The sequence below is a fragment of the Klenkia terrae genome (assembly GCF_900491935.1).
In the GTDB taxonomy this organism is placed as follows: Bacteria; Actinomycetota; Actinomycetes; order Mycobacteriales; family Geodermatophilaceae; genus Klenkia; species Klenkia terrae.
This window is the reverse complement of sequence record NZ_UEXK01000004.1, coordinates 847,057-872,484: the sequence shown is the minus strand read 5'-3', so window position 1 is coordinate 872,484 and position 25,428 is coordinate 847,057. Positions and strand designations below refer to the sequence as shown.

Here is a 25,428-nt window from a genome sequence, read left to right as displayed (position 1 = left end):
GCGTCGATCAGGGGGGTGCGCCGGAGTCCGTCCTCCTGCACCAGAGCTGGTGCAGGAGGACGGACTCCCGCGCAGGTGGACGCCCACCACCCGTCGAGGCGGTACAGTTTCCGGTACCACTCGTCGATGGAGGTCCCGTGTCCGTCACCGCCAGCGAAGCGCGCCAGCGGCTCTTCCCGTTGATCCAGGAGGTCAACGAGGACCAGACAGCCGTCGAGATCGTCTCGAAGAACGGCACGGCCTTCCTGGTCTCCGAGGACGAGTACCGATCGCTGAAGGAGACCGTGTTCCTCCTGCAGTCCCCGGCGAACGCTGCACACCTGCGGGAGAGCCTGGCGCAGGCGCGAGCCGGTGAGGTCCAGGAGCACGAGCTGCTCCCGTGAGGGTGGTCTTCACGCCGAACGGCTGGCGTGACTACACCTCGTGGGTGGGGGATCGGAAGACGCTCACCAGGGTCAACCGGCTCATCGTCGAGGCTGCCCGCGACCCGGGGGTGGGCACGGGGAAGCCCGAGCGGTTGAGCGGAGACCTGTCCGGTTGCTGGTCGCGACGCATCGACCAGGAGCACCGGCTGGTCTACCTCGTGGACGGCGACGACCTGGTCGTGCTGCAGGCGCGCCGCCACTACTGACCTCGGCGCGCCGCTCCCCGCGGGCTCAGGCGGTGACGTCGACCAGCACCTTGCCGACGACGGCGTCCTGCACGGCCTGGTGCGCCGCGGCGGTGTCGGCGAGCGGGTAGGTGTGCAGCGGCAGCCCGGCGTCCTCGCCGACCCGGATCGCCCCGGCGGCCAGCGCAGCCGTGATGTCGTCGACCGCGTGGCCCTTGGCCGTGGCCGGCGCGGTGTAGACCAGCACGAACTGGAAGCGGGCGTTGGGGCCCATCAGCGCGCGGACCGGCAGGGTGAACTCGGTGCCGCCGTCGTCGGCGTAGATCGCCACCGACGCGTGCGGCGCCAGCACGTCCACGTCCTTCGCGGCGTTGGCCACGATCGACACCTCGACGACGGCGTCCACGCCGCGCGGGCTGATCTTCTTGATCTCGGCGACCACGTCCTGGGTCGTGTAGTCCACGACGTGGTCGGCGCCGGCCGCGGCGGCCAGCTGCGCCTTGCGGGGCGAGCTGATCGTGGCGATCACCGTCGCGCCGGCCCAGTGCGCCAGCTGGATCGCCGCGTTGCCGACCGCGCCGGCGCCGCCCTGCACCAGCACGACCCGGCCCTCCAGGGTGCCGGGGCCGATCCGGTCGGGCAGCTCCTCGGCCACGGTGAGGCAACGGTGCGCGGTCATGAACGGGATGCCCAGCGCGGCGCCGAGGTCGAAGCCGTGCTCGCCCAGCGGCACCGCCTGGTGCGTGGGGACGACGGTGTACTCGGCCGCGGTCCCGGTGGCGCGCTGCCAGGCGGCCTCCCAGACCCACACCCGCTCGCCGACCCGGCCGGCGTCCACGCCGGGGCCGACGGCGTCGACCGTGCCGCTGCCGTCCTGGTCCGGGGTCTTGCCGCTGTCGCCGGGGTCGGCGGTGCTGCGGGACTTCCAGTCGGTCGGGTTGACCCCGGAGTACGCCAGCCGCACCCGGACCTCACCCGGCCCCGGTTCGGGGGTGGGCAGCTCGGTCAGCTGCAGGACGTCGGGGCCACCGGCTTGGGTGTAGGTGATCGCTCGCACGCCCCCTGCCTACCCCTCCCNCGCCGGGGCCGGGTGAGGTCCGGGTGCGGCTGGCGTACTCCGGGGTCAACCCGACCGACTGGAAGTCCCGCAGCACCGGGGCTCCGGACGGCTAAAGGCGGGCGAGCTCCTCGGCCAGCGGACCCAGGCCCAGCGGACCGAGGTCCAGGACCTGGCGGTGCCACTCGACCAGGTCGAAGGCCTCGCCGTGCCGGGCCCGGGCCTCCTCACGGCAGGTGAGGAAGACCCGCTCGCCGACCTTGTAGACCGGCGCCTGGCCGGGCCAGCCCAGGTAGCGGTGCAGCTCGTCGACCAGCATCTGGTCGTCCATCGACACGTGGTCGCGGAGGAACTGCAGCGCCACGTCGTAGCTCCAGCGGTCGGCGTCGATGCCGTGCCCGGGCGGGATCGGCAGGTCCAGGTGCACCCCGATGTCCAGCACCACCCGGGCGGCCCGCAGCTCCTGGGCGTCGAGCATGCCCAGCCGGTCGCCGGCGTCGTCCAGGAAGCCCAGCTCGCCCATCAACCGCTCGGAGTACAGCGCCCAGCCCTCGGCGTGCGCGGAGCAGAAGTTCAGCATCCGCTGCCACCGGTTCAGCGAGGCCGAGTTGTGCACCGTCTGGCCGATCTGCAGGTGGTGGCCGGGCACGCCCTCGTGGAAGACCGTGGTTGTCTCCCGCCAAGTGGTCATCTCGTCCACGCCGTCGGGCAGCGACCACCACATCCGGCCCGGGCGGCTGAAGTCCTCGGTCGGGCTGGAGTAGTAGACGCCGGCGCCCGAGGTCGGGGTCAGCCGGCCCTCGATCCGGCGCACCGGCTCGGGGATGTCGAAGTGGACGCTGTGCAGCGCCGCGATCGCCCGGTCTGCGGTGTCCTGCAGCCAGCGCTGCAGCGCGTCGCGCCCGCGGACCAGCCGCGCCGGGTCGGCGTCCAGCACGGCCATGGCCCCGGCGACGCCCTGCCCGGGCGCGATGGTCTCGGCCACGGCGGCCTTCTCCGCCACGATGCGGGCCAGCTCCGCCCAGCCCCAGGCGTACGTCTCCTCGAGGTCCAGGTCGGCGCCGGTGAAGAACCGGGACTCCAGGGCGTACCGCTCGCGGCCGACGCCGTCGGCCTCCGGGGCGCGGGGCAGCAGGCTGCGCTCGACGTGGTCGGCGAACCGGAGCAGCGCGTCGTGCGCGCCCTCGACGGCCCGGTCCAGCTCGGCGCGCAGCGACGCCGGGGCCGGCTCGGTGAACGTGGTGAAGAAGCCGGGGACGTGCGGTGTACCGGCCCACTTCCGGGCCAGGGCCGCGGTGAGCCGGACCTGCCGGACGGCGGAGACCCGGCCGGCGTCGGCCGCGGCGTCCAGGCCGGCGAGGTACCCCTCGACCGCGGCCGGGAGGGCGGCCAGCCGGGCGGCGATCGTGGCCCAGTCGGCCTCGGTGTCCACCGGCATGAAGTCGAAGGTCTGCCGGAACGCCTGCAGCGGGGACTCGGTGCTGTTCAGGTCGGCGGCGGCCCAGCCGGAGTCCAGCCGGGCGAGCTCGGACTCCAGCCGCTCGACCATGGCGGCCCGGGCGACCTCCTCGCGGTGGTCGGCCGCGGGGCAGCCCCGGACGTCGGCCACCGTGCGGCGGAGCAGGTCGGCCCGGGCGGCGAGGCCGGCGGGGGAGAGGTCCGGCCACGCGTCGTCGTACCCGGGGACCCCCAGGTAGGTGGCGATGGTCGGGTCGATCGCGGCGTAGGAGTCGACGAACCGGTCGGCGAGCTGCTCCAACGGGGTCATCGGCCCACCGTAGGGGGGTGGGCCGATGACCGGGTCGTCAGGAGAGCGGGATCAGACCTGGAAGCCGCGCTGGCGGCGGACCAGCTTCTTCACCATGAACAGCGTCTGCAGCACGGTCAGCAGGTAGAGCACCGGCCAGCCGATCGACAGGATCGCCGACTGCAGCCCCACGCTCTGCTGGCTCCAGGCGAAGATCAGCACCGCGAAGGTGGCCGCCGCGCAGACCAGCGGCATCACGTAGGCCGAGCCACGACCACGCTCGGCGGCGGCCTGGGCAGCCCAGTTGTCCTTGTCCGAGCGGGCGAAGAACTGGGTCCACGCGGTGAGGAAGTGCCCCATCCGCAGCCACATGTAGAGCTCGGCGGGCACGGCCAGCAGCGCGTAGAAGATGTCCGAGGCGCTCTTGTCGTGCATGGACGCCGCGATCCGCAGGTTCAGCATCGTCGCCACCGCCGGCGGGATCAGCCAGATCGGGTTGAACACGAAGGCGTCGATGCTCAGCGCGGCGGCCAGCAGCAGCAGGAACGCCATGCGGCTGAAGATGTTCAGCACCATCGCGATGTTCTCGTACCAGCGCAGCCGCAGGTTGGGGTGCAGGGGCTGGCCCTTGGTGTCCCCGCGCTGGCCGGGCCACAGCAGGTCGATGCCGCCGTAGTTCCACTTCACCTGCTGGCCGTGCAGCGAGCGCAGGGTCTCCATCGGCCCCACGTTCGCCCGGGCGCGGGCGCTGATCTTCGTGCTGAACCCGGCGTCCTTGATCTGCAGGGAGAGCTTGGAGTCCTCGACCTCGGAGTCGCGCACCCAGGGTGCGGCCTGGTGGTTGAGGTACATGACCTGCTCCAGCGCGCGCACGCTGAACAGCGAGCACTGGCCGCCGAGCACGGCCATGTTCCGGCCGCGGACCAGGTTGTCCATGTTGAACCCGGCGAACTGGGCGCGCTGCCCGGCCACCAGGAACTTGGCCATCGGACCCTTCACGGTGGACTTGTCGAAGGAGTAGATCGCCGAGAGGCCGCCGATGCGCTGGTCGGTGACCATCTCCTTCTCCATCCACTCGACGCAGAAGCGGTCGAGGGTGGTGTCGCCGTCCACGCCGAGGATGTAGTCGTGGCCGCGGCTGACGTAGTAGCCGTAGTTCAGCGCGCCGACCTTCTTGTCCGGGTTCACGCCGATGTCGTGCACGTGCACGACGGTCGAGTACGTCTCGCCCTTGACGGTGCGCTCGTGCTCGCCGACGAACTCCCCGGCGATCTCGCCGGTGTCGTCGTCGGTGTTGTTGATGACGACGTGGATGGTGTCCGGCGGGCGGGTCTGGGACAGGATCGAGGCGAGGACGGCGCGGATCGTGCCCTCCTCGTTGTAGGCCGGGATGACGCAGGCAATCGTGGCGTGCCGACGGCTGGACGTGCTGCGCCCGTCGGAGAACTCGGCCGGCACCAGGGTGCTGACGTCGGGGATCTCGCCCCCGCTGCGGGCGAGGAGGGTGACCCGGTCGGTGGACCGGCGCATGCCTCGCGTGGTCAGGTCGGGGACGGCGAGCTCGGTCACGGGGTCTCCTGCAGGGCGGTGAGGGGCAGCACGAGGCTGTCGAGGACGGTCTGGCGGAAGTAGCGCTGCGACCCGGGCTCGGTCTCGACCAGCAGGTCGAACTGGAGGTCGACGGTCACCGACGTGGCGCCCTCGGCCGACGCGGGCAGGGACAGCGCCGTCCCGTAGGTGTAGGGGGCCTGCAGGGCGAACTCGCCCTGGTCGTCGGCCAGCGACGTGCGGGTGGTGCCGTCGTCGAGCACGGCGGCGAACCGGGTGACGAGGACCTCGAGGTCGGCGTCGTCGCCGCCCTCGAGGTGGGCCGACAGCTGCAGCGACTTCTCGTCGGCGGCGGTCCAGGTCGTCGGCGACCCGGAGGTCCACCAGTCCACGACCAGCTGGCGCTCGCCGGCGGCGACCACGTGGGTCACCGAGCCGGGGTCGAGCTCGCCGGCCGGGCGGGGTGCGACGGTGGGCTCGGCGACCTGGACGGCCTCGACGGCGGCCGTCGGGGTCGGCTCGGCGGTCGGCGACGCCGACGTCGTCCGGGCCGCGGTGGTCGAGCGGTCGGCCAGCGACGGGCTCATGCTCACGTCGGGGAACTGGCACGCGCTGAGCGCGGCGGTGCCGGCGAGCACGGCCCCGACGAGGAGGGTGCGGGACCTCGCGGTCCGACGGGTGCGGGCGGGTGGCCTCACGGGAGAGCTCCTGGCTGGCGGCGCAGGGCCGCGGTCTGGGGGAGGGTGAGCACCCCGGATCGCCGTCGTCCCGGGCTGTTGGTGATGACCCTGTTACCGCCCGTCACAGGGGTCAAGGACCGCCCGTGCTGACCAAACCCGAAGGGGTCAGGCTCGACCGCTTTCCACCCGCCGGGGTGACCGACCCCCGGCGTCCCTACTCCGCGTCACCGGCTCAGACGGGGCTGATCCGCAGGGTGAGCGCCGCGCGGCCGGCGTCGGTGCGGGCGGTGGCCAGCCGCTCGGCCGACGGCATCCCGTAGTCGGTGGTGCGCTGGCGGGCCGGCCGGCCGATCCCGGCGGCCATCGACTCGAGCTGGGCGACGGTCTTCAGCGAGCCGTTCTCGCTGCCGGCCATCCGGCTGATCGTCTCCTCCATCAGCGTGCCGCCCAGGTCGTTGGCACCGCCGGTCAGGACCACCTGGGTGCCGGCGTCGCCGAGCTTCACCCAGGAGGTCTGGATGTTGTCGATGCGGCCGTGCAGCAGCAGCCGGGCGACGGCGTGCACGGCCCGGTTCTCCCGCATCGTCGGCCCCGGCCGGGCCACCCCGGCCAGGTAGACGGGGGAGTTGTGGTGCACGAAGGGCAGCAGCACGAACTCCCGGAACCCGCCGGTGCGGTCCTGCAGCGCGGCCAGGGTGCGCAGGTGGCCGACCCAGTGGTGCGGGGCGTCGACGTGGCCGTACATCATCGTCGAGGTCGACGGGATGCCCACCGAGTGCGCGGTCTCCACGATCTCCAGCCAGGTCGCGGTCGGCAGCTTGCCCTTGGTGAGCACCCAGCGGACGTCGTCGTCCAGGATCTCGGCCGCGGTGCCGGGGATGGAGTCCAGCCCGGCCTCCTTGGCGGCGAGCAAGAAGTCGCGGAACGACAGGCCCGTGCGGGCCGCGCCGTTGACGATCTCCATCGGGGAGAAGGCGTGCAGGTGGATGTCGGGCTGCCGGCGCTTCACCTCGCGGGCCAGGTCCAGGTAGGCGGTGCCGGGCAGGTCGGGGTGGATGCCGCCCTGCATGCAGATCTCGGTCGCCCCGCCGGCCCAGGCCTCGTCGACCCGGTCGCCGACCTGCTCCAGGGACAGCGTGTAGGCGTCGGCGTCGGTGCGCCGCTGGGCGAAGGCGCAGAACCGGCAGCCGGTGTAGCAGACGTTGGTGAAGTTGATGTTGCGGTTCACCACGTAGGTGACGTCGTCGCCGACCACGTCGCGGCGGACCGCGTCGGCCAGCGCGGCCAGCGCCTCGAGGTCGTCGCCGTCGGCGCCGAGCAGGGCCAGGTACTCCGCGTCGGTCAGCCCGGCCGGGTCGGCCTCGGCGCGAGCCAGGGCCGCGTGCACCTCGGGGTCGCCGGCGGCGATCGCGGTGGACAGCCCGCTGCGGGCGCCGGTGGTGCGCTCCCGCAGCTCGGCCCAGTCGCCGTAGACGGCGTCGAAGTCGCTGCGCCGGTCGTCGGTGCGGCCCTCGGTGTCGATCGAGGTGTGCAGGTCGACCCGCCCGGAGGCGCCCCAGGTCTCGTCGGGCTCCTGCCACGGCAACCCGACCGGGCTGCGGCCCTCGACGGCCAGCCCGTCCGGGCCGGCCAGGGCGGTGACGTGCGGGCGCACCCGGGGGTCCAGCCACGGCTCGGGCTGCTGCACGTAGCCCGGCTGGGCGGCCAGCCGCTCGCGCAGGGTGTACCCGGCCTGCGCCGTCAGCTCGGTGAGGGTGTCGATGTGCGGCCAGGGCCGCTCGGGGTTCACGTGGTCGGGCGTGAGCGGGGAGACCCCGCCCCAGTCGTCGACGCCGGCCCGCAGCAGCAGGCCCAGCTCGGTCGGGTCGGTGAGGTTCGGCGGCGCCTGCACCCGGTGCTTGGGGCCCAGCAGCAGCCGGGTGACGGCGACGGCGGCCAGGTACTCCTGCAGCCCCAGGTCGTCGGCGGCGGCCATCGCCGTCCGCCGCTTGGCCCGGAAGTTCTGCACGATCGTCTCCTGCACGTGCCCGTGCCGCTGCGCCGCTGCCCGGATCTGCAGCACGGCGTCCACCCGCTCGGCCGGGGTCTCGCCGATGCCCAGCAGCACGCCGGTGGTGAACGGGACGGCGGAGCGGCCGGCATCCTCCAGCACCCGCAGCCGCACGGCGGGGTCCTTGTCCGGGGAGCCGTAGTGCGGGCCGCCGGGCTCGGTGAACAGCCGGGTGGCGGTGGTCTCCAGCATCATGCCCATCGACGCCGACACCGGCTTGAGCCGCTGGATCTCCTCCCAGGTGAGCACGCCGGGGTTCAGGTGCGGGAGCAGCCCGGTCTCCTCGAGCACCCGGATCGCCATGGCCCGCAGGTAGCCCAGGGTGGAGTCGTAGCCGTGCGCCTCCAGCCACTCGGCCGCGACCGGCCAGCGGTCCTCGGGCCGGTCGCCCAGGGTGAACAGGGCCTCCTTGCAGCCCAGCGCCGCGCCGTCCCGGGCGATCTGCACGACCTCGTCGGGGGACAGGAACGGCGCCTTGCCCTCGGCGCGCAGCTGGCCGGGCGTGGTGACGAACGTGCAGTAGTGGCAGCGGTCCCGGCACAGGTGGGTCAGCGGGATGAACACCTTGCGGCTGTAGGTGACCACCCCGGGGCGGCCGGCGGAGGCCAGGCCGGCGTCGCGCACCCGGGTGGCCGCGGTGAGCAGCCGGTCCAGCGGGTCGCCGGCGGCCAGGCCGCGGGCCGACAGCAGCGTCTCGGCCTCGAGGGCGTCCAGCGCCACCCCCCGCTCGGCCCGGACCAGGGCGCGGCGGACGGCGGACTCGGAGAAGGGTGCGTCGGACATCGATGCCCAGTGAACCCCTACGGACGGCGGAAGGCGCGGCCCGCCCCGTCGGTCCAGCGGCCGCGCAGCCGCAGCAGCGGGTCGCGGGACTCGTCCAGCACCGGGACGGCGAGCACCTCCAGCAGCACCACGGTGTGGTCGCCGGCCTCGACCAGCCGGTCCACCCGGCAGTCCAGCGCAGCGACGCCACCGGTGAGCACGACGGCGCCGCTGTGCTCGGCCCGCTGCCAGGGCACGGTCTCCAGCAGGTGCCGTGCGCTGGGCCGCCCGGCGGAGGCGAACCGGCTGGCCACGATCTCGTGCTCGGCGGCCAGCAGGGTCAGCGCGCCGGACCCGACGGTCTCCAGGACCTCCAGCGGGTAGCCGCCGGTGGTCAGCGCCACGGCCACCAGGGGCGGGTCGGCCGAGACGCTCATGACCGAGCTGACCGTCGTCCCGACGTCGTCGATGTCGTCCTGGACGCACAGCAGCGCTACCCCGGCGGCGTACTGGCGGAGGGCCTGGGCGAAGTCCGCGGGGTCGACCGGCATGCGGCCAGTCGACCACACGGGCGAGACTGTGCCGGTGACTGCGGACCAGACCTTTGACGTGATCGTGATCGGAGCCGGCTCGACCGGCGAGAACGTGGCGGACGTCGTCGTGAAGGGCGGGCTGACCGCCGTCCTCGTGGAGAGCGAGCTGGTCGGCGGCGAGTGCTCCTACTGGGCCTGCATGCCCAGCAAGGCGCTGCTGCGCGGCACCGAGGTGCTCGAGGAGGCCCGCGCGGTCGGCGGCGCCGCGGCGGCCGTCACCGGCGAGCAGGACGTCGCGGCCACCCTGGCCCGCCGCAACTCCTTCACCAGCAACTGGGACGACTCGGGCCAGGTGACCTGGGTCGACGGTGCGGGGATCGCGCTGGTCCGCGGCGCCGGCCGGCTGGACGGCGAGAAGCGGGTCGTGGTGACCGCCGCCGACGGCAGCACCAGCACGCTCACCGCCCGGCACGCGGTCGTGGTCTGCACCGGCTCGGAGGCCGCCGTCCCGCCGCTGGAGGGCATCGACGACGTCGAGGTCTGGACCGCCCGCGAGGCCACCAGCGCGCAGCAGGTCCCCGGCCGGCTGGTGATCCTGGGCGGCGGCGTGGTGGGCGTGGAGATGGCCACGGCGTGGTCCGCATTGGGCTCGCAGGTGACGCTGCTGCAGCGCGGCGACCGGCTGCTGGCCGGCCAGGAGCCCGAGGCCGGCGACGCGGTGGCGGGATCGCTGCGCGGGCGCGGGGTCGACGTGCAGCTGAACACCTCGGTGACCGCCGTGCGCAAGGACGGCGACGAGGTGGTCGTGGTGACCGGCGCCGGCGAGGTGCGCGGCGACCAGTTCCTGGTCGCCGCCGGGCGCCGGGCGCGCACCGGCGACATCGGGCTGGACACCGTCGGCCTGGCGCCGGGGGAGTACCTCGACGTCGACGACACGCTGCGGGTCCGCGGCGTGGACTGGCTCTACGGCGTCGGCGACGCCAACGGCCGCCGGCTGCTCACCCACATGGGCAAGTACCAGGCCCGCCAGGCCGCCGCGGCGATCGTCGCCCGGGCCACCGGCGAGCAGGTCTCGATGGCCGACTGGTCACCGTTCGTCGCCACCGCCGACGCCGCGGCCACCCCGCAGGTGACCTTCTCCATCCCGCAGGTCGCCTCGGTGGGGATCACCGCCGCGCAGGCCGAGGAGCAGGGGATCGCGCACACCGTCGTCCGGTACGAGCTGGGCAACGTGGCCGGGTCGGCGCTGTTCGCCGACGGCTACGCCGGCAAGGCCGTGGCCGTGGTGGACACCGACCGGCAGGTGCTGGTCGGCCTGACCTTCGTCGGCCCGGGCGTCTCGGAGATGCTGCAGGCGGCGACCATCGCCGTCGTCGGCGAGGTGCCGATCAGCCGGCTCTGGCACGCCGTCCCGGCCTACCCGACGATGAACGAGGTCTGGCTGCGCCTCCTGGAGACCCTCCGGGATCAGTAGAACGACCCCGCCGCCCCGGCGTGGATCAGGTGGGACGACGGCCGTGCATCCTCAGCCGCCGACGTCGGTGGCTGAGGATGCACATCGCTCGTCGGACCTGATCCACGACGGTGGAGAGTCAGGGCAAGGCGTAGGGCGCGTCGTCGGGGGTCGGGAGGTCGCCGTCGACGGTGGCGGTGACCGTCATCCGGCCCAGCGTCGCCCGGCCGCCGAACAGCGACAGGAACGCGGTGTCCGCGGCGTCCCGACCGTGGCAGATCCGGACCAGGGACGACGTCGGCGCCAGGCGCGTCGGGTCCACGGTCTTCCACACCCCGTCGACGTCGGCCTCGACCACGGCGTGGAAGTCCATGGGCGACAGGCCGGGGGCGTAGACGGCGACCAGCCGGGCCGGCACCTCCAGCGCGCGCAGCAGCATCACGGTCAGGTGCGTGTAGTCCCGGCAGACGCCGGAGCCGGCCAGCAGCGTGTCGATGGCGGTGTCCACCGGCCGGCTGGCGCCGGCGACGTAGACCAGCCGGTCGGTGACCCACTGCGCGACCTGGCCGACCAGCGCGCCGCGCTCGACGTCCTGGTCGAACTCGCGGGCGGCGAACCCCTCGACCTGGTCCGACGGGCAGTAGCGGGAGGGCCGGAGGTACTCCGCCCAGTCGGCGGCGGAGACCTCGCGGGGCTCGCCGCCGGACTCGACCGACGCGCTGTAGGAGATGGTGGTCTCCCCGGCGGCCACCTCGAGCTTGTGCACCCGGGCGCCGTCCACCTGGGTCTCCACCGCGTGCCGCGGCTGGCCCGCCGACAGGATGGTCAGCTCCTCGGTGGTCGGCGCGGCGACCGCGACCTGCAGCAGCGCCGTCGCCGGCACGGGGGAGGAGATGGTCAGCGAGCAGGCGACGTCGGTGCGCATGGCCGCAGATGATCCCGGTCCGGCCGCCCCCGGGTCGAACCCGCGCGGTGTGTCGTCGGCCACCGGGTCAGGATGGTCCGGTGGCATGGCAGCGGTACGTGGCGATCGGGGACTCCTTCACCGAGGGCGTCGGTGATCCCGGCACCGGCCCGGACGAGCTCGTCGGCTGGGCCGACCGCCTCGCCGGGCACCTCGCCGTCGCCGGCGGTGGGGTGGAGTACGCCAACCTCGCGGTGCGCGGACGCCTGCTCCAGCAGGTGCTCGACGAGCAGCTGCCCGTCGCGCTGGAGCTCGCGCCGGACCTGGTGAGCCTGGTCGCCGGCGGCAACGACCTGCTGCGCCCGGGCGCGGACCCCGACGCGCTGGCCGTCGCGATGGAGGCCGCGGTGGTGCAGCTGCGCGCCGTGGGCGCCGACGTGCTGCTGGCCACCGGCGTCGACCCGCGGCAGACCCCGCTGATCGGCCGGACCCGCGGCCGGTCGGCGGTCTACAACGCGCACCTGTGGTCGATCGCCGCCCGGCACGGTGCCTACGTGCTGGACCAGTGGGGTGCCACCTGGGTGCAGGACGCCCGGATGTGGGACGTCGACCGCCTGCACCTGGGCACCGAGGGACACCGCCGCACCGCGCTGGCCGCGGCCGCCGTCCTCGGGGTGGACGTCGACCCGGGCTGGGCGGTGCCGCTGGACCCCGCGCCGGCGCTGCCCCGCCGGGAGCGGATCGCCGGCGAGGTGGCGTGGGTGCGCTCGTTCGTCGTCCCGTGGGTGGGCCGTCGGGTGCGCGGCCGGTCGTCGGGGGACGGCCGGACGGCGAAGCGCCCGGTGCCGACCCCCGTCTGACGCCGGCTCCCCCGCCTCAGGCCGGGGCTGAGACCTGCTCGACGGGCTCCCGGGGCGGCAGCGGTGCCGGCCGGCCGAACGCGTAGCCCTGGGCCATCGTGCAGCCGTGCTCGCGCAGCCAGGTGGCCTGCTCCTCGTCCTCGATGCCCTCGGCGATGACCTCCAGGCCCATGCCCTGACCCAGCTGCAGCAGGCCCTGGACCAGCGCGGCCGTGGAGGGCTCGGTGACCACGTCGGCGACGAAGGAGCGGTCGATCTTCACGGTGTGGATCGGCAGCCGGTGCAGCGCGGTGATGGCCGAGTAGCCGGTGCCGAAGTCGTCCAAGGCCAGGGTGACCCCGCTGGCGGTGACCTCGGAGACCGAGCGGAGCGTCGCCTCGGCGGCGAACAGCGCGGTGGACTCGGTGATCTCCAGCTCCAGGCGGCCGGACTCCAGACCGGACTCCTCCAGCGCGGTGGCCACCAGCTCGGAGAAGCCGGGCTCGGCCAGGTGCCGGGCGGAGATGTTGACGTGCACCCGCAGCTCGGGGTCCCAGTCGGCGGCGTCGGTGCAGGCGCGGCGGAGCACCCAGGCGCCCAGCTTGGAGGTCAGCCGGTTGTTCTCCGCGGCCTCGAGGAAGGCACCCGGGGGCAGCAGCCCGCGGGTGGGGTGCTGCCAGCGGATGAGCGCCTCGTAGCCCAGCAGCCGCTCGTCGGCCAGGGCGACGATGGGTTGGTAGAACAGCCGCAGCTCGCCGGCGTCCACGGCGTGCCGGAGGTCGCTCTCCAGCTGCAGCTGGTCGACGTCGCCGCCGCTGAGCGCCTCGTCGTGCACCTCGATCCGGCCCCGGCCGCCGTTGGCCTTGGCCCGGATGAGCGCCCCGTGCGCCTGCTTGAGCAGGGCGTCGGGGGCGGCGTCCTGGCCCAGGGTGAGGGTCAGGCCCATGCTCGCCGACAGCACGATCTCGCGGTCGTTGACGTGGAAGGGGTCGTCGAGGACCCGCATCAGCCGGTCGGCCAGCGTCCGCAGGCCGTCGACGTCGACGACCTCCTCGGCCAGCACCAGGAACTCGTCGGCGCCCAGCCGGACGGCGGTGTCCTCGACCCGGGTCGACCAGCGCAGCCGGTCGGCCACCTGGCAGAGCAGCTGGTCGCCGGCCTCGTGGCCGAGGGAGTCGTTGACCGCCTGGAACCGGTCGAGGTCCAGGTAGACCAGCCCGACCGGGCCGCCGCGGCGGCGGGAGATGTTCAGCGCGTGCTGCAGCCGGTCGGTGAGCGAGCGCCGGTTGGGCAGCCCGGTCAGCGGGTCGGTCAGCGCCCGGCGGACCAGGTCCTCCTCGGCGCGCCGGCGGTCGGTGACGTCGACCAGGGACAGCACGACGAAGTGCGGGTCGCCGTTGGTGCGGTGCACCAGCTCGCGGGCCTGCTGCACCCACAGGGTGCTGCCGTCGGCGCGCTGCAGCCGTCGCTCGCCGAGGACCTCCAGGTGCGGGTCCAGCGGGGTGCGGCCGGGCACCGGCATGCCGGGCTGGTCGGCGACCGGGGTGTCGTCGGGGTGGGCGAGCACGTCGAGGTGCTCGCCGACCAGCTCGTCGGCGGTGCGCCCGGTGAGCGTGCACAGCGCGGGGTTGACCACGAGCATGCGCCCGTCGACGGCGACGACGGCCTTGCCGATCGGCGCGGACAGGAACAGCGCCCGGAAGAGCTGGCCCCGGTCGGCGAGCAGGGTGTCGACCGCCCGCGGCCCGCTGGGGCCGCCGGGCGTCGGCGGGGTCGGCGGGACGGAGAGGCTCACCGGCACACTGTCGCCCATGGAACGGCCCGGACGGCGCAACTCCGGTGGTGCGTCGCAACTGAGGAGACATGTTCCGTCACAGGATGGGAGTTCTGCTGTCAGAAGTGGCCGGTGGGACGACGAGGCCCGGCGGAGGTGCTGTGGCGTGACTCGCACCGCACACCGGAATCCTGGGCGTCCCTGCACGGCTGGGCCGGACATGGACTTGTTCTCACCCGTGCAGCTCGGCGACCTCGAGCTCGCCAACCGCGTCGTCATGGCCCCGCTGACCCGGACCCGCTCCGGTGACGCCGGCATCCCCGGCGAGCTCGTCGTCGAGCACTACGCCCAGCGCGCCGGCCTCGGCCTCATCGTCACCGAGGGCACCTACCCCAGCCACGAGTCCCGCTCCTACCCCGGCCAGCCCGGCATCGTCACCGACGAGCAGGCCGCCGGCTGGGCCCGGGTCGCCGACGCCGTGCACGCCCGCGGCGGCCGGCTGGTCATGCAGCTCATGAACGGCGGCCGGGTGTCGCACACCGCGATCACCGGCACCGACCGGATCGTGGCGCCGTCGGCCATCGCCGTCCCGGGGGAGGCGCACACCCCCGAGGGGAAGCTGCCCTACCCGGTGCCGCACGCGCTGACCACCGAGGAGGCCGTCGCGGTCAAGGCGGAGTTCGTCGCCGCCGCCCGCCGCGCGGTGGACGCCGGCCTGGACGGCGTCGAGGTGCACGGTGCCAACGGGTACCTGCTGCACGAGTTCCTCGCCGTCGACGCCAACACCCGCACCGACGTCTACGGCGGCAGCCCGGAGGCCCGGGCCCGCTTCGTGGTCGAGGTCGTCACCGAGGTCGCCGCGGAGATCGGCGCCGGCCGGGTCGGCCTGCGCATCTCGCCCCAGCACGGCGTGCAGGGCGTGGTCGAGCCCGACGCCGACGACGCCCGCGCCACCTACGGCGCCCTGGTGGACGCCCTGGCGCCGCTGGGCCTGGCCTACCTGTCCGTGCTGCACGCCGACCCGGCCGGTGAGCTGGTCCAGGACCTGCGGCGGCGCTTCGGCGGCCCGCTGATGGCCAACACCGGCTTCGCCACGCCGACCGAGCGCGACGAGGCGATCGGCTACGTCGAGTCCGGCCACGCCGACGTCGTCGCCGTGGGTCGCGCGGTCATCGCCAACCCGGACCTGGTCGAGCGCTGGGTCGGCGGCCACCCGGAGAACGCCCCGGACGGCTCGACCTTCTACGGGGCCGGCGCGAAGGGCTACACCGACTACCCGACGCTGAGCACCGCCGGCGCCTGACCCGCGCGCAGCACCCTCCCCGGGCCCGATCGCACCCTGCGGTCGGGCCCGGCTGCTGTGCAGGAACACCGATGGGTGGTTGAGTGTTCAACAGAGCGACCGAGGAGGTCACGACATGGACAAGAAGATCGGTTTCCTGAGCTTCGGGAACTGGAACCCCGGCCGGGGGTCGCAGGTACGCACCGGCCGCGAGGCCCTGGTGCAGAGCGTCGAGCTGGCCGTGGCCGCCGAGGAGCTCGGCCTGGACGGCGCCTACTTCCGGGTGCACCACTTCGCCCGGCAGCTCGCCGCGCCGTTCCCGCTGCTGGCCGCCGTCGCCGCCCGCACCTCGCGGATCGAGATCGGCACCGGCGTCATCGACATGCGCTACGAGAACCCGCTGTACATGGCCGAGGAGGCGGCGATCACCGACCTGCTCGCCGACGGCCGGCTGCAGCTGGGCATCAGCCGGGGATCACCGGAGACGGCGCTGCGCGGGGCCACGGCCTTCGGCTACGCCTTCGACGACGACGGCGGGGACCTGGCCCGCCAGCACACCGACCTGTTCCGCGCGGCGATCGCCGGCGCGGGCGTGGCCGACGCCGACCCGCGGATGACCGGCGGGGTGACCGGACGGCTGGGCATCCAGCCCCAGGCCGCCGGGCTGGGCGACCGGATCTGGTGGGGCTCGGGCACCCGCGGCACCGCGGAGTGGACCGGCCGCCAGGGCATGAACCTGATGAGCTCGACCCTGCTCACCGAGGACACCGGCATCCCGTTCGACGAGCTGCAGGCCGAGCAGATCGAGCGCTACCGCGCCGCGTTCGCCGACGCCGGCTTCGACCGCGAGCCGCGCGTCTCGGTCAGCCGCAGCGTGATGCCCGTGGTCACCGACGAGGACCGGATGTACTTCGGCGATCGGTCCGGCGAGGACCAGGTCGGCATCCTGGACGGCGCCCGCTCGCGGTTCGGCAAGACCTACGCCGGCCCGCCGGACCAGCTGGCCGAGGAGCTGGCCAAGGACGCCGCAGTGCGCGAGGCGGACACCCTGCTGCTCACGGTGCCCAACATGCTCGGCGTGGACTACAACGTCCGGCTGCTGGAGACCATCGTCCGGGACGTCGCCCCGGCGATCGGCTGGACCCGCAGCGCCTGACCCCGCACGGACGACGGCCCCGCACCCGGGGGCGGGTTCTAACGGTCGCTGCAACACCCGAGCACTTCGGGAGTTGCAGCGACCGTGTCGTTCCAGGACATCTCAGACCCAGCTCGGGATCGCGTGCGGGTGAAGGCGGCGTTCTTTGCATCCTTCGATCGCACTGGCAGCGTCACGGTGTCAGCGGCCGAGGTCGGAGTCGGGCGCAGCTTGGCGGCTGGTTGGACCCGCGCTGCCGGTGTGCGGTCACGACGCCAGTACACCGGGCATCCCGGTCGCGGTGAGTACGAGCGTCTGCGGGCTGGTGGTGCCACCCGGCGGGCGGCTGCGGCGTCGGTCGGGGTCAACGTGCGCACCGCGCAGGACTGGGACAAGGGCATCCGCAAGGTCAACTCCCGGCGGCTGCATCCCGATGGTCGGGTCGTGGACTACGCCGCCGGCACGATCACCCACCAGCCATCGTTGCCAGCGGTGGAGAAGGTGCTGCACCACCGCTTCCTGAGCCTGGCCGAGCGGGAGCAGATCGCCGACCTGCGCGCCGCGGGCCACTCGATCCGCCACGTCGCCGCAGCACTGGACCGTCCGCCCTGCACGGTCAGCCGCGAGCTGACCCGCAACACCGACCCCGGCGGCGCCTACCGGCCCCACGGCGCCCACCGCGCAGCTGCAGGACGCCGGGCACGACCCAAGACGGCCAAGCTGGCCACCGACGGGCCGCTGCGCGCGGCGGTGTAGGCCGGGCTGGGTGAGCGCTGGTCACCGGAGCAGATCCACCACACCCTGCGTCAGGATCACCCCGGTGACCAGGACATGCAGGTGAGCACCGAGCCGATCTACCAGGCCATCTACCTCCAAGCCCGCGGCGGACTGCGCCGGGAACTGGCCGTCGCGTTGCGGACCGGGCGAACCCGCCGCACACCTCACCGCGATCCCGCCGCCCGCACCTCCCGGTTCACCGACCCGATGGTCATGATCAGCGAGCGGCCTGCCGAGGTCGAGGACCGTGCCGTGCCCGGGCACTGGGAAGGCGACCTGATCATCGGCGCCGACGGTGCATCGGCGATCGGCACCCTGGTCGAGCGCACCACCCGCTACGTGATGCTGGTGCACCTACCCAACGGGCGGACCGCCGAAGCAGTCCGCGATCAGCTCGTGGCCACCATGGCCACGCTGCCCGGGCATCTACGCGGCTCTCTGACCTGGGACCAGGGCGCGGAGATGGCCGCTCACCGATCCTTCAGCATGGCTACCGGCATGCCGGTCTACTTCTGCGACCCGGCCAGCCCCTGGCAACGCGGCTCCAACGAGAACACCAACGGACTACTCCGCCAGTACTTCCCCAAGGGAACTGACCTGGCCGCCCACGGCCCCGCCGACCTCGAACACGTTGCCCAGCAGCTCAACGGCCGACCACGCAAGACGCTGGACTGGCAGACCCCAGCCCAGCGTCTGCGTGCTCTACTGCAACCGGCCTACTGACCAGCGGTGTTGCGACGACCCCTGGAATCCGCCGGGTGGGTGCGGGGCCGTCGTCGTCCCGGGGTCAGGCCTGCTCGGTGATCCCGAACTGCAGGTTGCCCTCGCCGTCGGCGGCGGCGTCCAGCGTCTTGTCGGCCAGTACGGCGGCGGCCTGGTCGTCGAGGAAGACCCGGGCGCCCCTGCCGTCGGGGTCCTGGGCCTCGACCACCTGGTCGGCGGCCTCGGGGCCACCGGTGATGGCCAGCTCCAGGGCGGGGCCGGTGGGGTCGTCGCTGATCCGCAGGCCGGCCTCGGCGGGGGCCTGCACCCCGTCGACCAGGGTGCGGATGGCGGTGGCGGCGTTCTCGGTCAGGGTGAGCACGGGAGTCGTCCTCTCGTCGTCCGGTCCGGTGGGCAGCCGTCGACCATGCCGGGCGAGCCCCCGGGGCGTCAAACGGGCCGGCCGGCCGGCCAGCGTCAACCGGCGAGGTACCGGTGCTGCCAGCCGTCCCCGGCCCGGGTGTAGCGCACCCGGCGGCTGGCGGTGTCCGCGCCGCCGGCCCAGAAGGTGAGCTCGGCCGGGCGCAACCGGTAGCCCACCCAGGAGGGCGCGGGCTGCGCGGCGGCGTCGTCCCGCACGTCGACGGCCCAGCCCCGGCGGCGGCCGGCGAGGTCCAGGCCGGCGAGGTCGTCGGTGTTGAGCCAGGCCAGCCGGCGCAGGTGGTCCGAGCGGGCCGCCCAGGCGCGGGCCAGCGCGTCGGCGTCCTCGACGACCACGTCGCCGCGCACCACCAGCTGCCGGGTGAACCCCGGCCAGAGCACCGTCATGCTCGCCCGCGGGACGGCGGCCAGCTGCGCCACCTTGCGGCTGCCGCGGGAGGTGTGGAAGGCGAACCCGCTCGCGTCGAACGCCGACAGCAGCACCGTCCGGGCGTCCGGGCCGCCGTCCTCGCCGACGGTGGACAGCACCACCTGCGGCCGGTCGGGGTCGGCGTCGGCGGGCAGCCAGCTGCGCGCCAGGTCCAGCGGGTCCGCCGGCGGGTCGCCGTCGGCGTGCAGGTCGAACGGCGTCACCGCACCGCGCCCTTGGTGGGGCCGCCGTAGTCGGGGTTGAGCTTGCCGGGGTTCAGCAGGCCGCGGGGGTCGGTGCGCCGGGCGGTCTCCACGGTGCGCTGGAGCTGGAAGTCCACGTTCCACTGGTGCGGGTCGTGCACCCCGACACCGAGGGCGTTGAGCTCCAGGATCCCGGCGGCCACCTGCTCGGGGCTGCGGTAGACCCCGGCGAGCATCCCGATCGGGCCGGAGTGGCCGACCTCGTTGTGCAGCAGGCCGCCCTCGAAGACCGCGTGCACCTCGTCGACCCGGTCGATCAGCGCCTCGCCGCCGACCTCGAGGTGGAAGTACACGCCGGGGGCGGACTTCTGCAGCCACTCGATCGGGTGGTTGTAGCTCAGCACGCTCAGCGACAGGGGCACCTGCGGCCCCTCGCGGACGTCCTCGAGACGCCCGCCGGCGGCCTCGACGAGCTCGGTCGCCGCGCCCACCGTGCCGGCCTCCAGGATGCCGCGGACGCTGGCCCGGCCGGCCGGGAAGGCGGGGTCCTCGGGCAGCGCGGCGGTGATCTCCGGGGTGTCCGCCGAGATCAGCCGCGGGGTCGGCGAGAGCGCCCCTAGCGCCCGCAGCACCGACTGCGCACCGCGGAAGTCGGGGAAGCTCGCGTAGAACCCGCGCCACTCCTGCAGCGGCTCCAGCCGCACCGTGGCCCGGGCGATGATCCCGGCGGTGCCGTAGTTGTGCACGAAGTGCTGGGCCTCCTCGCCCTCGACGTGCACCAGCTCGCCGGACCCGTCGGCGAGGACGACGTCCAGCGCGGCCACGAAGCCGGCGTCGTTGGTGCCGTGCACGATGCTGCCGGTGCCCCCGGACCCGCCGGCGAGGAAGCCGCCCAGCGAGGACTGCACGGTCGAGGGGTACATCCACAGCTGCTGGCCGGTGGCCTGCGCGGCCCGCTCGCAGGTCACCATCGGCGTCCCCGCCTCGGCGGTGAGCAGCCCGTCGGTGACCTCGACGACCGCGCGGGCCCGGGACAGGTCGAGCACCAGCCCGCCGGCCATCGGGATGCCCTGGCCGTAGTTGCCGGTGCCCTTGCCCCGCGGGGTGATCGGCACGCCGTGCCGGACGGCGGCCGCGACGGCCTGGCCGGCCAGCTCGGCGCTGGTCGGGAAGGCCACCAGCTCGGCGACGCCCAGCGGGAGCAGCTCGCTGATGATCGGGCTCATCCGGGCGCCGTCGACGGAGACGCGCTCGCGCACGCGCAGCTCGCTGCTGACGTTGCGCTCGCCGAGCAGCGCGGTCAGCTCGGACTCCAGGGCGGCGACGGCGGTCGGGGACGCAGGCGCAGTGACGGTCACGCTGCCGATGGGAACCCACCCCGGTTACGTCCGTGTGACCCTTCTGCGTCAACGGTCCACCGCCGTCGGGGGTGTGTGCAGAATCCGCCGGTGAGCTTCTTCTCCGACGTCGAGCGCGACCTCGTCGTGGCCGCCCGGACCCCGCTGGCCGACGGCGTGCTGGGGCTGGACCTGGTGTCCCACAACGGCCGTGACCTGCCTGCCTGGACCCCCGGGTCGCACCTGGACGTGGTGGTGCGGCCGGGCCTGGAGCGCCAGTACTCGCTGTGCGGCGACCCGGCCGACCGGTCCACCTGGCGGATCGCCGTGCTCCGCGAGGACGCCGGTGGCGGCTCGGTGGCGCTGCACGACGAGGTCGAGGTGGGCCAGCGGCTGCGGGTCCGCGGGCCGCGCAACCACTTCGTCTTCGAGGTCACCCCGGGCACCCGGTACCACTTCGTCGCCGGCGGGATCGGCATCACGCCGCTGCGCGCGATGGTGGGTGCCGCGGACGCCGCCGGGGCCGACTGGGTGCTGGACTACGCCGGGCGCTCGCGGACGACGATGGCCTTCGCCGGCGACCTGGCCGCCGCCCACCCCGACCGGGTGCGGCTGCACGTCGCCGACGAGGGCGGCCGGCTGGACGTCGCCGGGGTGGGCCTGCCGGACGGGCCCGCGCTCTCCGCCTGCGGCCCCACCCGCCTGCTCGACGCGCTGGAGACCGCGGCGTCGTCCTGGCCGGCCGGGGCGCTGCACGTCGAGCGGTTCGAGGCCAAGGAGTTCGGGGCGCCGGTGTGGCCGGACCCCTTCGAGGTCGAGCTGGCGCTGACCGGGACGACGGTCACCGTCGAGCCCGGCGTCTCGGTGCTGGACGCCGTGGCCGCCGCCGGGGTCGACGTCCTCTCCTCGTGCCGGGTGGGCACCTGCGGCACCTGCGAGACCCCGGTGCTGGAGGGCGCGGTGGAGCACCGCGACTCCGTGCTCAGCCCCGGCGAGCAGGCCGAGGACACCGCGATGATGGTCTGCGTCTCCCGCGCGGCCGGCCCCCGGCTGGTGCTCGACCTGTGACGGCCCCGCCGCGTCCCGACCTGCAGTGCCCGAAGTCGATGACCCACGGGCCGTGCGGCGGGGTGGGCGAGGACGGCAGCTGCGAGGTGGCGCCGGTGCCGTGCGCGTTCCTGCCGCTGCCCACCGTCGCCTGGGCCGGGCCGACCGCGGTGCGGACGACGCCCGAGCCCCGGCTGCTGGCCCTCATGCGCCAGCGACCGGTCGTGGTCGCCGACCTGCCCGCGGTCGCGCTGGACCGCGGCTCGCTGCAGCGGGCCGCGGACACCGTCGTCGGCACGGTGGACGCCGTCCTGCTCGGGGACCACGGCGGTGCCCGCGTGCAGTTCTCCCCGACCTACCGGGCCTCGCTGGTGCAGGCCCGCGGGCTGCCGGTGTGGCAGGGGCTCAACTGCCGGGACCGCAACCGGGTCGCGCTGGAGGGCGAGCTCGCCGGCCTGGCCGACCTCGACGTGGGCGCGGTGCACTGCGTGACCGGGGACCACACCGCCACCGGTGACCGACCCGACGCCCAGCCCGTCTTCGACCTGGACTCCACCCAGCTCGCCGCGGCCGCCCGGGCCGCCGGGCTGCTGGTGTCGGTGGGGGAGACCCCGCACGGACCGCCCGCGGAGCGCCGTCCGCACCGGCTGGTGGAGAAGGTCCGGGCCGGGGCCGACGTCTGCTTCGTCAACCACGCCGGCTCGGTGCAGGCACTGCGCGCCTTCGTCGAGCAGGCCACCGACGCCGGGGCCGACGTCCCGTTCGTCGCCTGCGTGGCGGTCGCCACCGACCCGGGCTCGGCCGCGCAGCTGCGCCGGTTCACCGGGCTGCGCCTGCCCGAGGGCTACCTCGCCGGCATCGAGTCCGCCCGCGACCCGCGCCGGGCCGGCATCGCCGCCGCGGTCGCGCTGGCGCAGGCCTACCTGTCGGTGCCGGGGGTGCGCGGCGTCGACCTGTCCGGCGTCCCCTCGCCCGGCACCGAGCTGACCACCGCCACCGCCCTGGCCGAGATCGGGAGAGCACTGTCGTGAGCCTGTTCCTGCAGTCCGTCACCACCCTGGACGGCGACCTGGTCGACGTCCGCGCCGACGCCGTCGTCACCGACGTGGCACCCGCCGGCACCCTCGCCGTCCGCCCGGACGACGAGGTGCACGACCTGACCGGGCACCACCTGCTGCCGGCGCCGGCCGAGCCGCACGCGCACCTGGACAAGGCGCTCACCAGCCACCGCGCCCCCAACCGGACCGGGGACCTGGCCGGGGCGATCGAGGCCATCCGGGCGATCGCCGCGGCCTTCACCCACGAGGACCTGGTCGACCGGGCCACCCGCGCCGCGCACGAGTACCTGGCCAACGGGACGACGGCGATCCGCACCCACGCCGACGTCGGCGCGCACTCGGGCACCCGGCACGTCCGGGCCCTGCTGGAGGTGCGCGACGCGCTGGCCGGGCTGGTGGACATCCAGGTGGTCGCCCTGGCCAGCGCGCCGTGGGGGCCCGGGGAGGCCGAGGAGAACGCCCGGCTGCTGGAGGAGGCCGTCGACCTCGGCGTCGACCTGGTCGGCGGGGCGCCGCACATGTGGGCCGACCGGTCGGCCGGGCTGGAGCTGTCCTTCGGGGTCGCCGCCCGCCGCGGCCTGCCGCTGGACCTGCACACCGACGAGACGCTGGACCCGACCGCCCAGGGCCTGCTGCACCTGGCCCAGCGCGTGCGGGCGACCGGGTTCGCGCACGGCGCCACCGCCAGCCACTGCGTCTCCCTGGGGGTGCACCCGCTGGAGGTCGCCCGGGCCACCGCCACCGAGGTCGCCGCGGCCGGCGTCGGCGTCGTCGCGCTGCCGCAGACCAACCTGTACCTGCAGGGCCGGGGGTCCACGGTGGCCACCCCGCGCGGGCTGACCGCCGTCCGGGCGCTGCTGGACGCCGGGGCGACCCTCGCCGCCGGCGGGGACAACCTGCGCGACCCGTTCAACCCGATGGGCCGGGCCGACGCCTGCGAGGCGGCGTCGCTGCTGGTGACGTCGGGCCACCTGTCGACCCGGGAGGCCTGGCACGCGGTGAGCGCCGGGGCCCGACGCTGCATGGGCCTGCCGGTGCCCGCGGCCGTCGTCGGGGCGGCCGCGGACTTCCTCGCCGTCGAGGCGGAGAGCCTGGACGCCGCCGTGGCCGGGGCGGGGACGGCCCGCGTCGTGGTGTCCCGCGGGCGGGTGGTGGCCAGCTCGTCGGGGCGCCGGGTGCTGCCGGGGAGGGCTGTGTCCCAGTCGTGACCACTCGGTCGACTCCGTTCACCGACGGCACACGCAACGGAAACAGACCCAGCCCATGGTGGCGTCATCGCCCGGTACCGCCGGGCGCACCGACCCCGACCGCACCGGAGGTGCCCGTGAGCGCTCCCGCGCCCACCGCCCCGCCCGCCGCCACCGGCACCACCGTCCTGGACTTCACCGACGTCGCCCGGCAGTTCCCGGACGGCACGGTCGCCCTCGAGGGCGTGGACCTGACCATCCAGCGCGGCGAGTTCGTCACCGTCGTCGGCCCCTCGGGCTGCGGCAAGAGCACGCTGCTGCGGATCGCCTCCGGCCTGGACGCCGCGTCCGCCGGCACCGCGCGGATCGACGCGAAGCGGATCGGCTACGTGTTCCAGGACGCCACGCTGCTGCCCTGGCGCAGCGTGAAGAAGAACGTGGAGCTGCTCGCCGAACTGCACGGCATGAGCAAGACGGCGACCAACCAGGCGGCGCTGGACGCCATCGAGCTGGTCGGCCTGCGGGGGCACGAGAAGAAGCTGCCCCGGGCGCTGTCGGGCGGCATGAAGATGCGCGCCTCGCTGGCCCGCTCGCTCACCCTGGACCCCGACCTCTTCCTCTTCGACGAGCCGTTCGGGGCGCTGGACGAGATCACCCGCGAGCGCCTCAACGACGAGCTCCTCCGGCTCTTCGTGACCAAGGGCTTCGGCGCGCTGTTCATCACGCACTCGGTCTCCGAGGCGGTCTACATGTCGACCCGGGTGCTGGTCATGTCCGGCCGGCCCGGCCACATCGTGGACTCCTTCGAGGTGCCCTTCGGCCCCGACCGGACGCCGGAGCTCCGGTTCACCCCGGAGTTCGCCAAGCTCGCCGGCGAGGTCTCCCACGCGCTGCGGGAGGGCCACTCGTGACCGCCGTCCAGAACCCGCCGACCGAGGAGGCCCTCGTGAGCACGACCCTGGAGAGCCCGACCGAGGCGCCCGTGGCCGCCGGCGCGACGCCCGCTCCGCTGGTCCGCCGCCGCCGGGGCAAGAAGCTGACCGGCTACCTGCTGCCGGTCGCGGTCTTCGCCGCGCTGATCGGCGTCTGGTACGCCATCACCTACCTGATCCTGGACCCGGGCCGGCGCTTCCTGATGCCGGCACCGCACACGCTGATCACCGAGGCGCTGCTCGACCCGGTCATCACCGACAAGGTCTGGCCGGCCCTGGGCCGCTCGATCGTGGTCACCTTCACCGGGCTGGCCATCGCCATCGTGATCGGCATGCTCTGGGCGATCGCGATGAGCCAGAGCAAGGCGGTGGAGGCCTCCCTCTACCCCTACGCCGTGGCGCTGCAGTGCATCCCGATCCTGGCCCTGGTCCCGCTGATCGGCTTCTGGTTCGACTTCGGGTTCACCTCGCGGGTGATCGTCTGCGTGATGATCGCGCTGTTCCCGATCGTCTCGAACACGCTGTTCGGCATCCAGTCCGTCGACCGCGGGCACCACGAGCTGTTCACCCTGCACAAGGCCGGCCGCATCACCCGCCTGGTCAAGCTGCAGCTGCCCGCCGCCATGCCGGCCATCTTCGCCGGCTTCCGGATCTCCGCCGGGCTCTCGGTCGTCGGCGCGATCGTCGGCGACCTGTTCTTCAAGCAGGGCGAACCGGGCCTGGGGATCCTGCTGTCGAACTTCAGCTCCCGGCTCCAGGGCGCCCCGCTGTTCTTCACCATCGTGGTCACCGCCGCCCTGGGCTTCGCGGTCTTCTTCCTCTTCGGCTGGCTGGCCAAGCTCGCCGTCGGCAGCTGGTACGACCAGTCCCGCGACGCGAGCTGAGCTCCCGCACCACCCCCCCCGAACCGCACCACCCCGGAGCCGGCCTCACCGCCGGCCCCGGGGTGGTGCGGCTCTGC

22 protein-coding genes and 1 pseudogene are annotated in these 25,428 nt (G+C 74.2%); 12 read left to right on the top strand and 11 right to left on the bottom strand.

Annotated features, from left to right (window positions below):
* Positions 1–137 precede the first annotated feature (137 nt).
* Both LFA75_RS04460 and LFA75_RS04455 read left to right on the top strand, forming a co-directional pair.
* Positions 138–383: a type II toxin-antitoxin system Phd/YefM family antitoxin gene (locus LFA75_RS04460; RefSeq protein WP_225232488.1), complete on the top strand. Its 246-nt coding sequence runs from the start codon at positions 138–140 to the stop codon at positions 381–383.
* A complete protein-coding gene (locus LFA75_RS04455) occupies positions 380–631 on the top strand; it encodes a Txe/YoeB family addiction module toxin (protein ID WP_225232487.1) in 252 nt (83 codons plus the stop codon). Before LFA75_RS04460 ends, LFA75_RS04455 begins: the two co-directional genes overlap by 4 nt.
* A gap of 25 nt (positions 632–656) precedes the next feature.
* Here the strand turns inward: LFA75_RS04455 and LFA75_RS04450 are convergent, their stop codons facing one another.
* The 6 genes from LFA75_RS04450 to LFA75_RS04425 all read right to left on the bottom strand — a co-directional run bounded on the left by LFA75_RS04450 (position 657) and on the right by LFA75_RS04425 (position 9,005).
* On the bottom strand, positions 657–1,667 hold the full coding sequence (locus tag LFA75_RS04450) for an NADPH:quinone reductase (RefSeq protein ID WP_225232486.1): 1,011 nt from the start codon (positions 1,665–1,667) through the stop codon (positions 657–659).
* Positions 1,668–1,779: 112 nt separating this feature from the next.
* Positions 1,780–3,435: a DUF885 domain-containing protein gene (locus LFA75_RS04445; protein ID WP_225232485.1), complete on the bottom strand. Its 1,656-nt coding sequence runs from the start codon at positions 3,433–3,435 to the stop codon at positions 1,780–1,782.
* Positions 3,436–3,486: 51 nt separating this feature from the next.
* On the bottom strand, positions 3,487–4,983 hold the full coding sequence (locus LFA75_RS04440) for a glycosyltransferase family 2 protein (RefSeq protein ID WP_225232484.1): 1,497 nt from the start codon (positions 4,981–4,983) through the stop codon (positions 3,487–3,489).
* A complete protein-coding gene (locus LFA75_RS04435) occupies positions 4,980–5,660 on the bottom strand; it encodes a hypothetical protein (RefSeq protein WP_225232483.1) in 681 nt (226 codons plus the stop codon). Before LFA75_RS04435 ends, LFA75_RS04440 begins: the two co-directional genes overlap by 4 nt.
* A gap of 214 nt (positions 5,661–5,874) precedes the next feature.
* Complete coding sequence (locus LFA75_RS04430) at positions 5,875–8,475, bottom strand: bifunctional FO biosynthesis protein CofGH (protein WP_225232482.1); 2,601 nt, start codon at positions 8,473–8,475, stop codon at positions 5,875–5,877.
* Between the two features lie 17 nt (positions 8,476–8,492).
* A complete protein-coding gene (locus tag LFA75_RS04425) occupies positions 8,493–9,005 on the bottom strand; it encodes a flavin reductase family protein (RefSeq protein WP_225232481.1) in 513 nt (170 codons plus the stop codon).
* A gap of 58 nt (positions 9,006–9,063) precedes the next feature.
* On the opposite strand from LFA75_RS04425, the gene LFA75_RS04420 reads away from it, so the two are divergent.
* On the top strand, positions 9,064–10,461 hold the full coding sequence (locus LFA75_RS04420; protein WP_263639350.1) for a dihydrolipoyl dehydrogenase family protein: 1,398 nt from the start codon (positions 9,064–9,066) through the stop codon (positions 10,459–10,461).
* Positions 10,462–10,579: 118 nt separating this feature from the next.
* On the opposite strand, the gene LFA75_RS04415 is transcribed toward LFA75_RS04420, so the two are convergent.
* The gene (locus LFA75_RS04415; protein ID WP_225232479.1) at positions 10,580–11,428 is read right to left on the bottom strand and encodes a transglutaminase-like domain-containing protein; all 849 of its coding nucleotides are present in this window, start codon (positions 11,426–11,428) and stop codon (positions 10,580–10,582) included.
* A 17-nt stretch (positions 11,429–11,445) separates the two neighbouring features.
* On the opposite strand from LFA75_RS04415, the gene LFA75_RS04410 reads away from it, so the two are divergent.
* Positions 11,446–12,204: an SGNH/GDSL hydrolase family protein gene (locus tag LFA75_RS04410; RefSeq protein WP_225232478.1), complete on the top strand. Its 759-nt coding sequence runs from the start codon at positions 11,446–11,448 to the stop codon at positions 12,202–12,204.
* Positions 12,205–12,220: 16 nt separating this feature from the next.
* Here LFA75_RS04410 and LFA75_RS04405 read toward each other — a convergent pair whose 3' ends face one another.
* Positions 12,221–13,978: a putative bifunctional diguanylate cyclase/phosphodiesterase gene (locus LFA75_RS04405; protein ID WP_225232477.1), complete on the bottom strand. Its 1,758-nt coding sequence runs from the start codon at positions 13,976–13,978 to the stop codon at positions 12,221–12,223.
* A 199-nt stretch (positions 13,979–14,177) separates the two neighbouring features.
* On the opposite strand from LFA75_RS04405, the gene LFA75_RS04400 reads away from it, so the two are divergent.
* The 3 genes and pseudogenes from LFA75_RS04400 to LFA75_RS04390 all read left to right on the top strand — a co-directional run bounded on the left by LFA75_RS04400 (position 14,178) and on the right by LFA75_RS04390 (position 17,874).
* Positions 14,178–15,260: an alkene reductase gene (locus LFA75_RS04400; RefSeq protein ID WP_225232476.1), complete on the top strand. Its 1,083-nt coding sequence runs from the start codon at positions 14,178–14,180 to the stop codon at positions 15,258–15,260.
* 115 nt (positions 15,261–15,375) lie between these two features.
* Positions 15,376–16,395: an LLM class flavin-dependent oxidoreductase gene (locus LFA75_RS04395; RefSeq protein WP_225232475.1), complete on the top strand. Its 1,020-nt coding sequence runs from the start codon at positions 15,376–15,378 to the stop codon at positions 16,393–16,395.
* Positions 16,396–16,689: 294 nt separating this feature from the next.
* Positions 16,690–17,874: pseudogene (locus LFA75_RS04390) on the top strand (IS30 family transposase).
* A gap of 64 nt (positions 17,875–17,938) precedes the next feature.
* Here LFA75_RS04390 and LFA75_RS04385 read toward each other — a convergent pair.
* The 3 genes from LFA75_RS04385 to LFA75_RS04375 all read right to left on the bottom strand — a co-directional run bounded on the left by LFA75_RS04385 (position 17,939) and on the right by LFA75_RS04375 (position 20,264).
* Entirely contained in the window at positions 17,939–18,235 is a 297-nt protein-coding gene (locus LFA75_RS04385; RefSeq protein WP_225232474.1) for a Fe-S cluster assembly protein HesB, read from the bottom strand.
* Between the two features lie 95 nt (positions 18,236–18,330).
* Positions 18,331–18,927 (bottom strand): pyridoxamine 5'-phosphate oxidase family protein, encoded by a 597-nt coding sequence (locus LFA75_RS04380; protein ID WP_225232473.1) that lies wholly within the window; start codon positions 18,925–18,927, stop codon positions 18,331–18,333.
* Positions 18,924–20,264: an FAD-binding oxidoreductase gene (locus LFA75_RS04375; protein ID WP_225232472.1), complete on the bottom strand. Its 1,341-nt coding sequence runs from the start codon at positions 20,262–20,264 to the stop codon at positions 18,924–18,926. The genes LFA75_RS04380 and LFA75_RS04375 overlap by 4 nt, the downstream gene beginning before the upstream one ends.
* 90 nt (positions 20,265–20,354) lie before the next feature.
* Between LFA75_RS04375 and LFA75_RS04370 the strand changes: the two genes are divergently transcribed.
* From LFA75_RS04370 to LFA75_RS04350, 5 genes are all read left to right on the top strand, one after another.
* A complete protein-coding gene (locus tag LFA75_RS04370; protein WP_225232471.1) occupies positions 20,355–21,311 on the top strand; it encodes a PDR/VanB family oxidoreductase in 957 nt (318 codons plus the stop codon).
* Positions 21,308–22,321: a methylenetetrahydrofolate reductase C-terminal domain-containing protein gene (locus LFA75_RS04365; RefSeq protein WP_225232470.1), complete on the top strand. Its 1,014-nt coding sequence runs from the start codon at positions 21,308–21,310 to the stop codon at positions 22,319–22,321. Before LFA75_RS04370 ends, LFA75_RS04365 begins: the two co-directional genes overlap by 4 nt.
* The gene (locus LFA75_RS04360) at positions 22,318–23,556 is read left to right on the top strand and encodes an amidohydrolase family protein (RefSeq protein ID WP_225232469.1); all 1,239 of its coding nucleotides are present in this window, start codon (positions 22,318–22,320) and stop codon (positions 23,554–23,556) included. The genes LFA75_RS04365 and LFA75_RS04360 overlap by 4 nt, the downstream gene beginning before the upstream one ends.
* 116 nt (positions 23,557–23,672) lie before the next feature.
* On the top strand, positions 23,673–24,446 hold the full coding sequence (locus LFA75_RS04355) for an ABC transporter ATP-binding protein (RefSeq protein WP_225232468.1): 774 nt from the start codon (positions 23,673–23,675) through the stop codon (positions 24,444–24,446).
* Between the two features lie 35 nt (positions 24,447–24,481).
* Positions 24,482–25,351 carry an ABC transporter permease gene (locus LFA75_RS04350; RefSeq protein WP_225232467.1) on the top strand — a complete coding sequence of 290 codons (870 nt, stop codon included), beginning with the start codon at positions 24,482–24,484 and terminating at the stop codon, positions 25,349–25,351.
* The last annotated feature ends 77 nt before the right edge of the window (positions 25,352–25,428 follow it).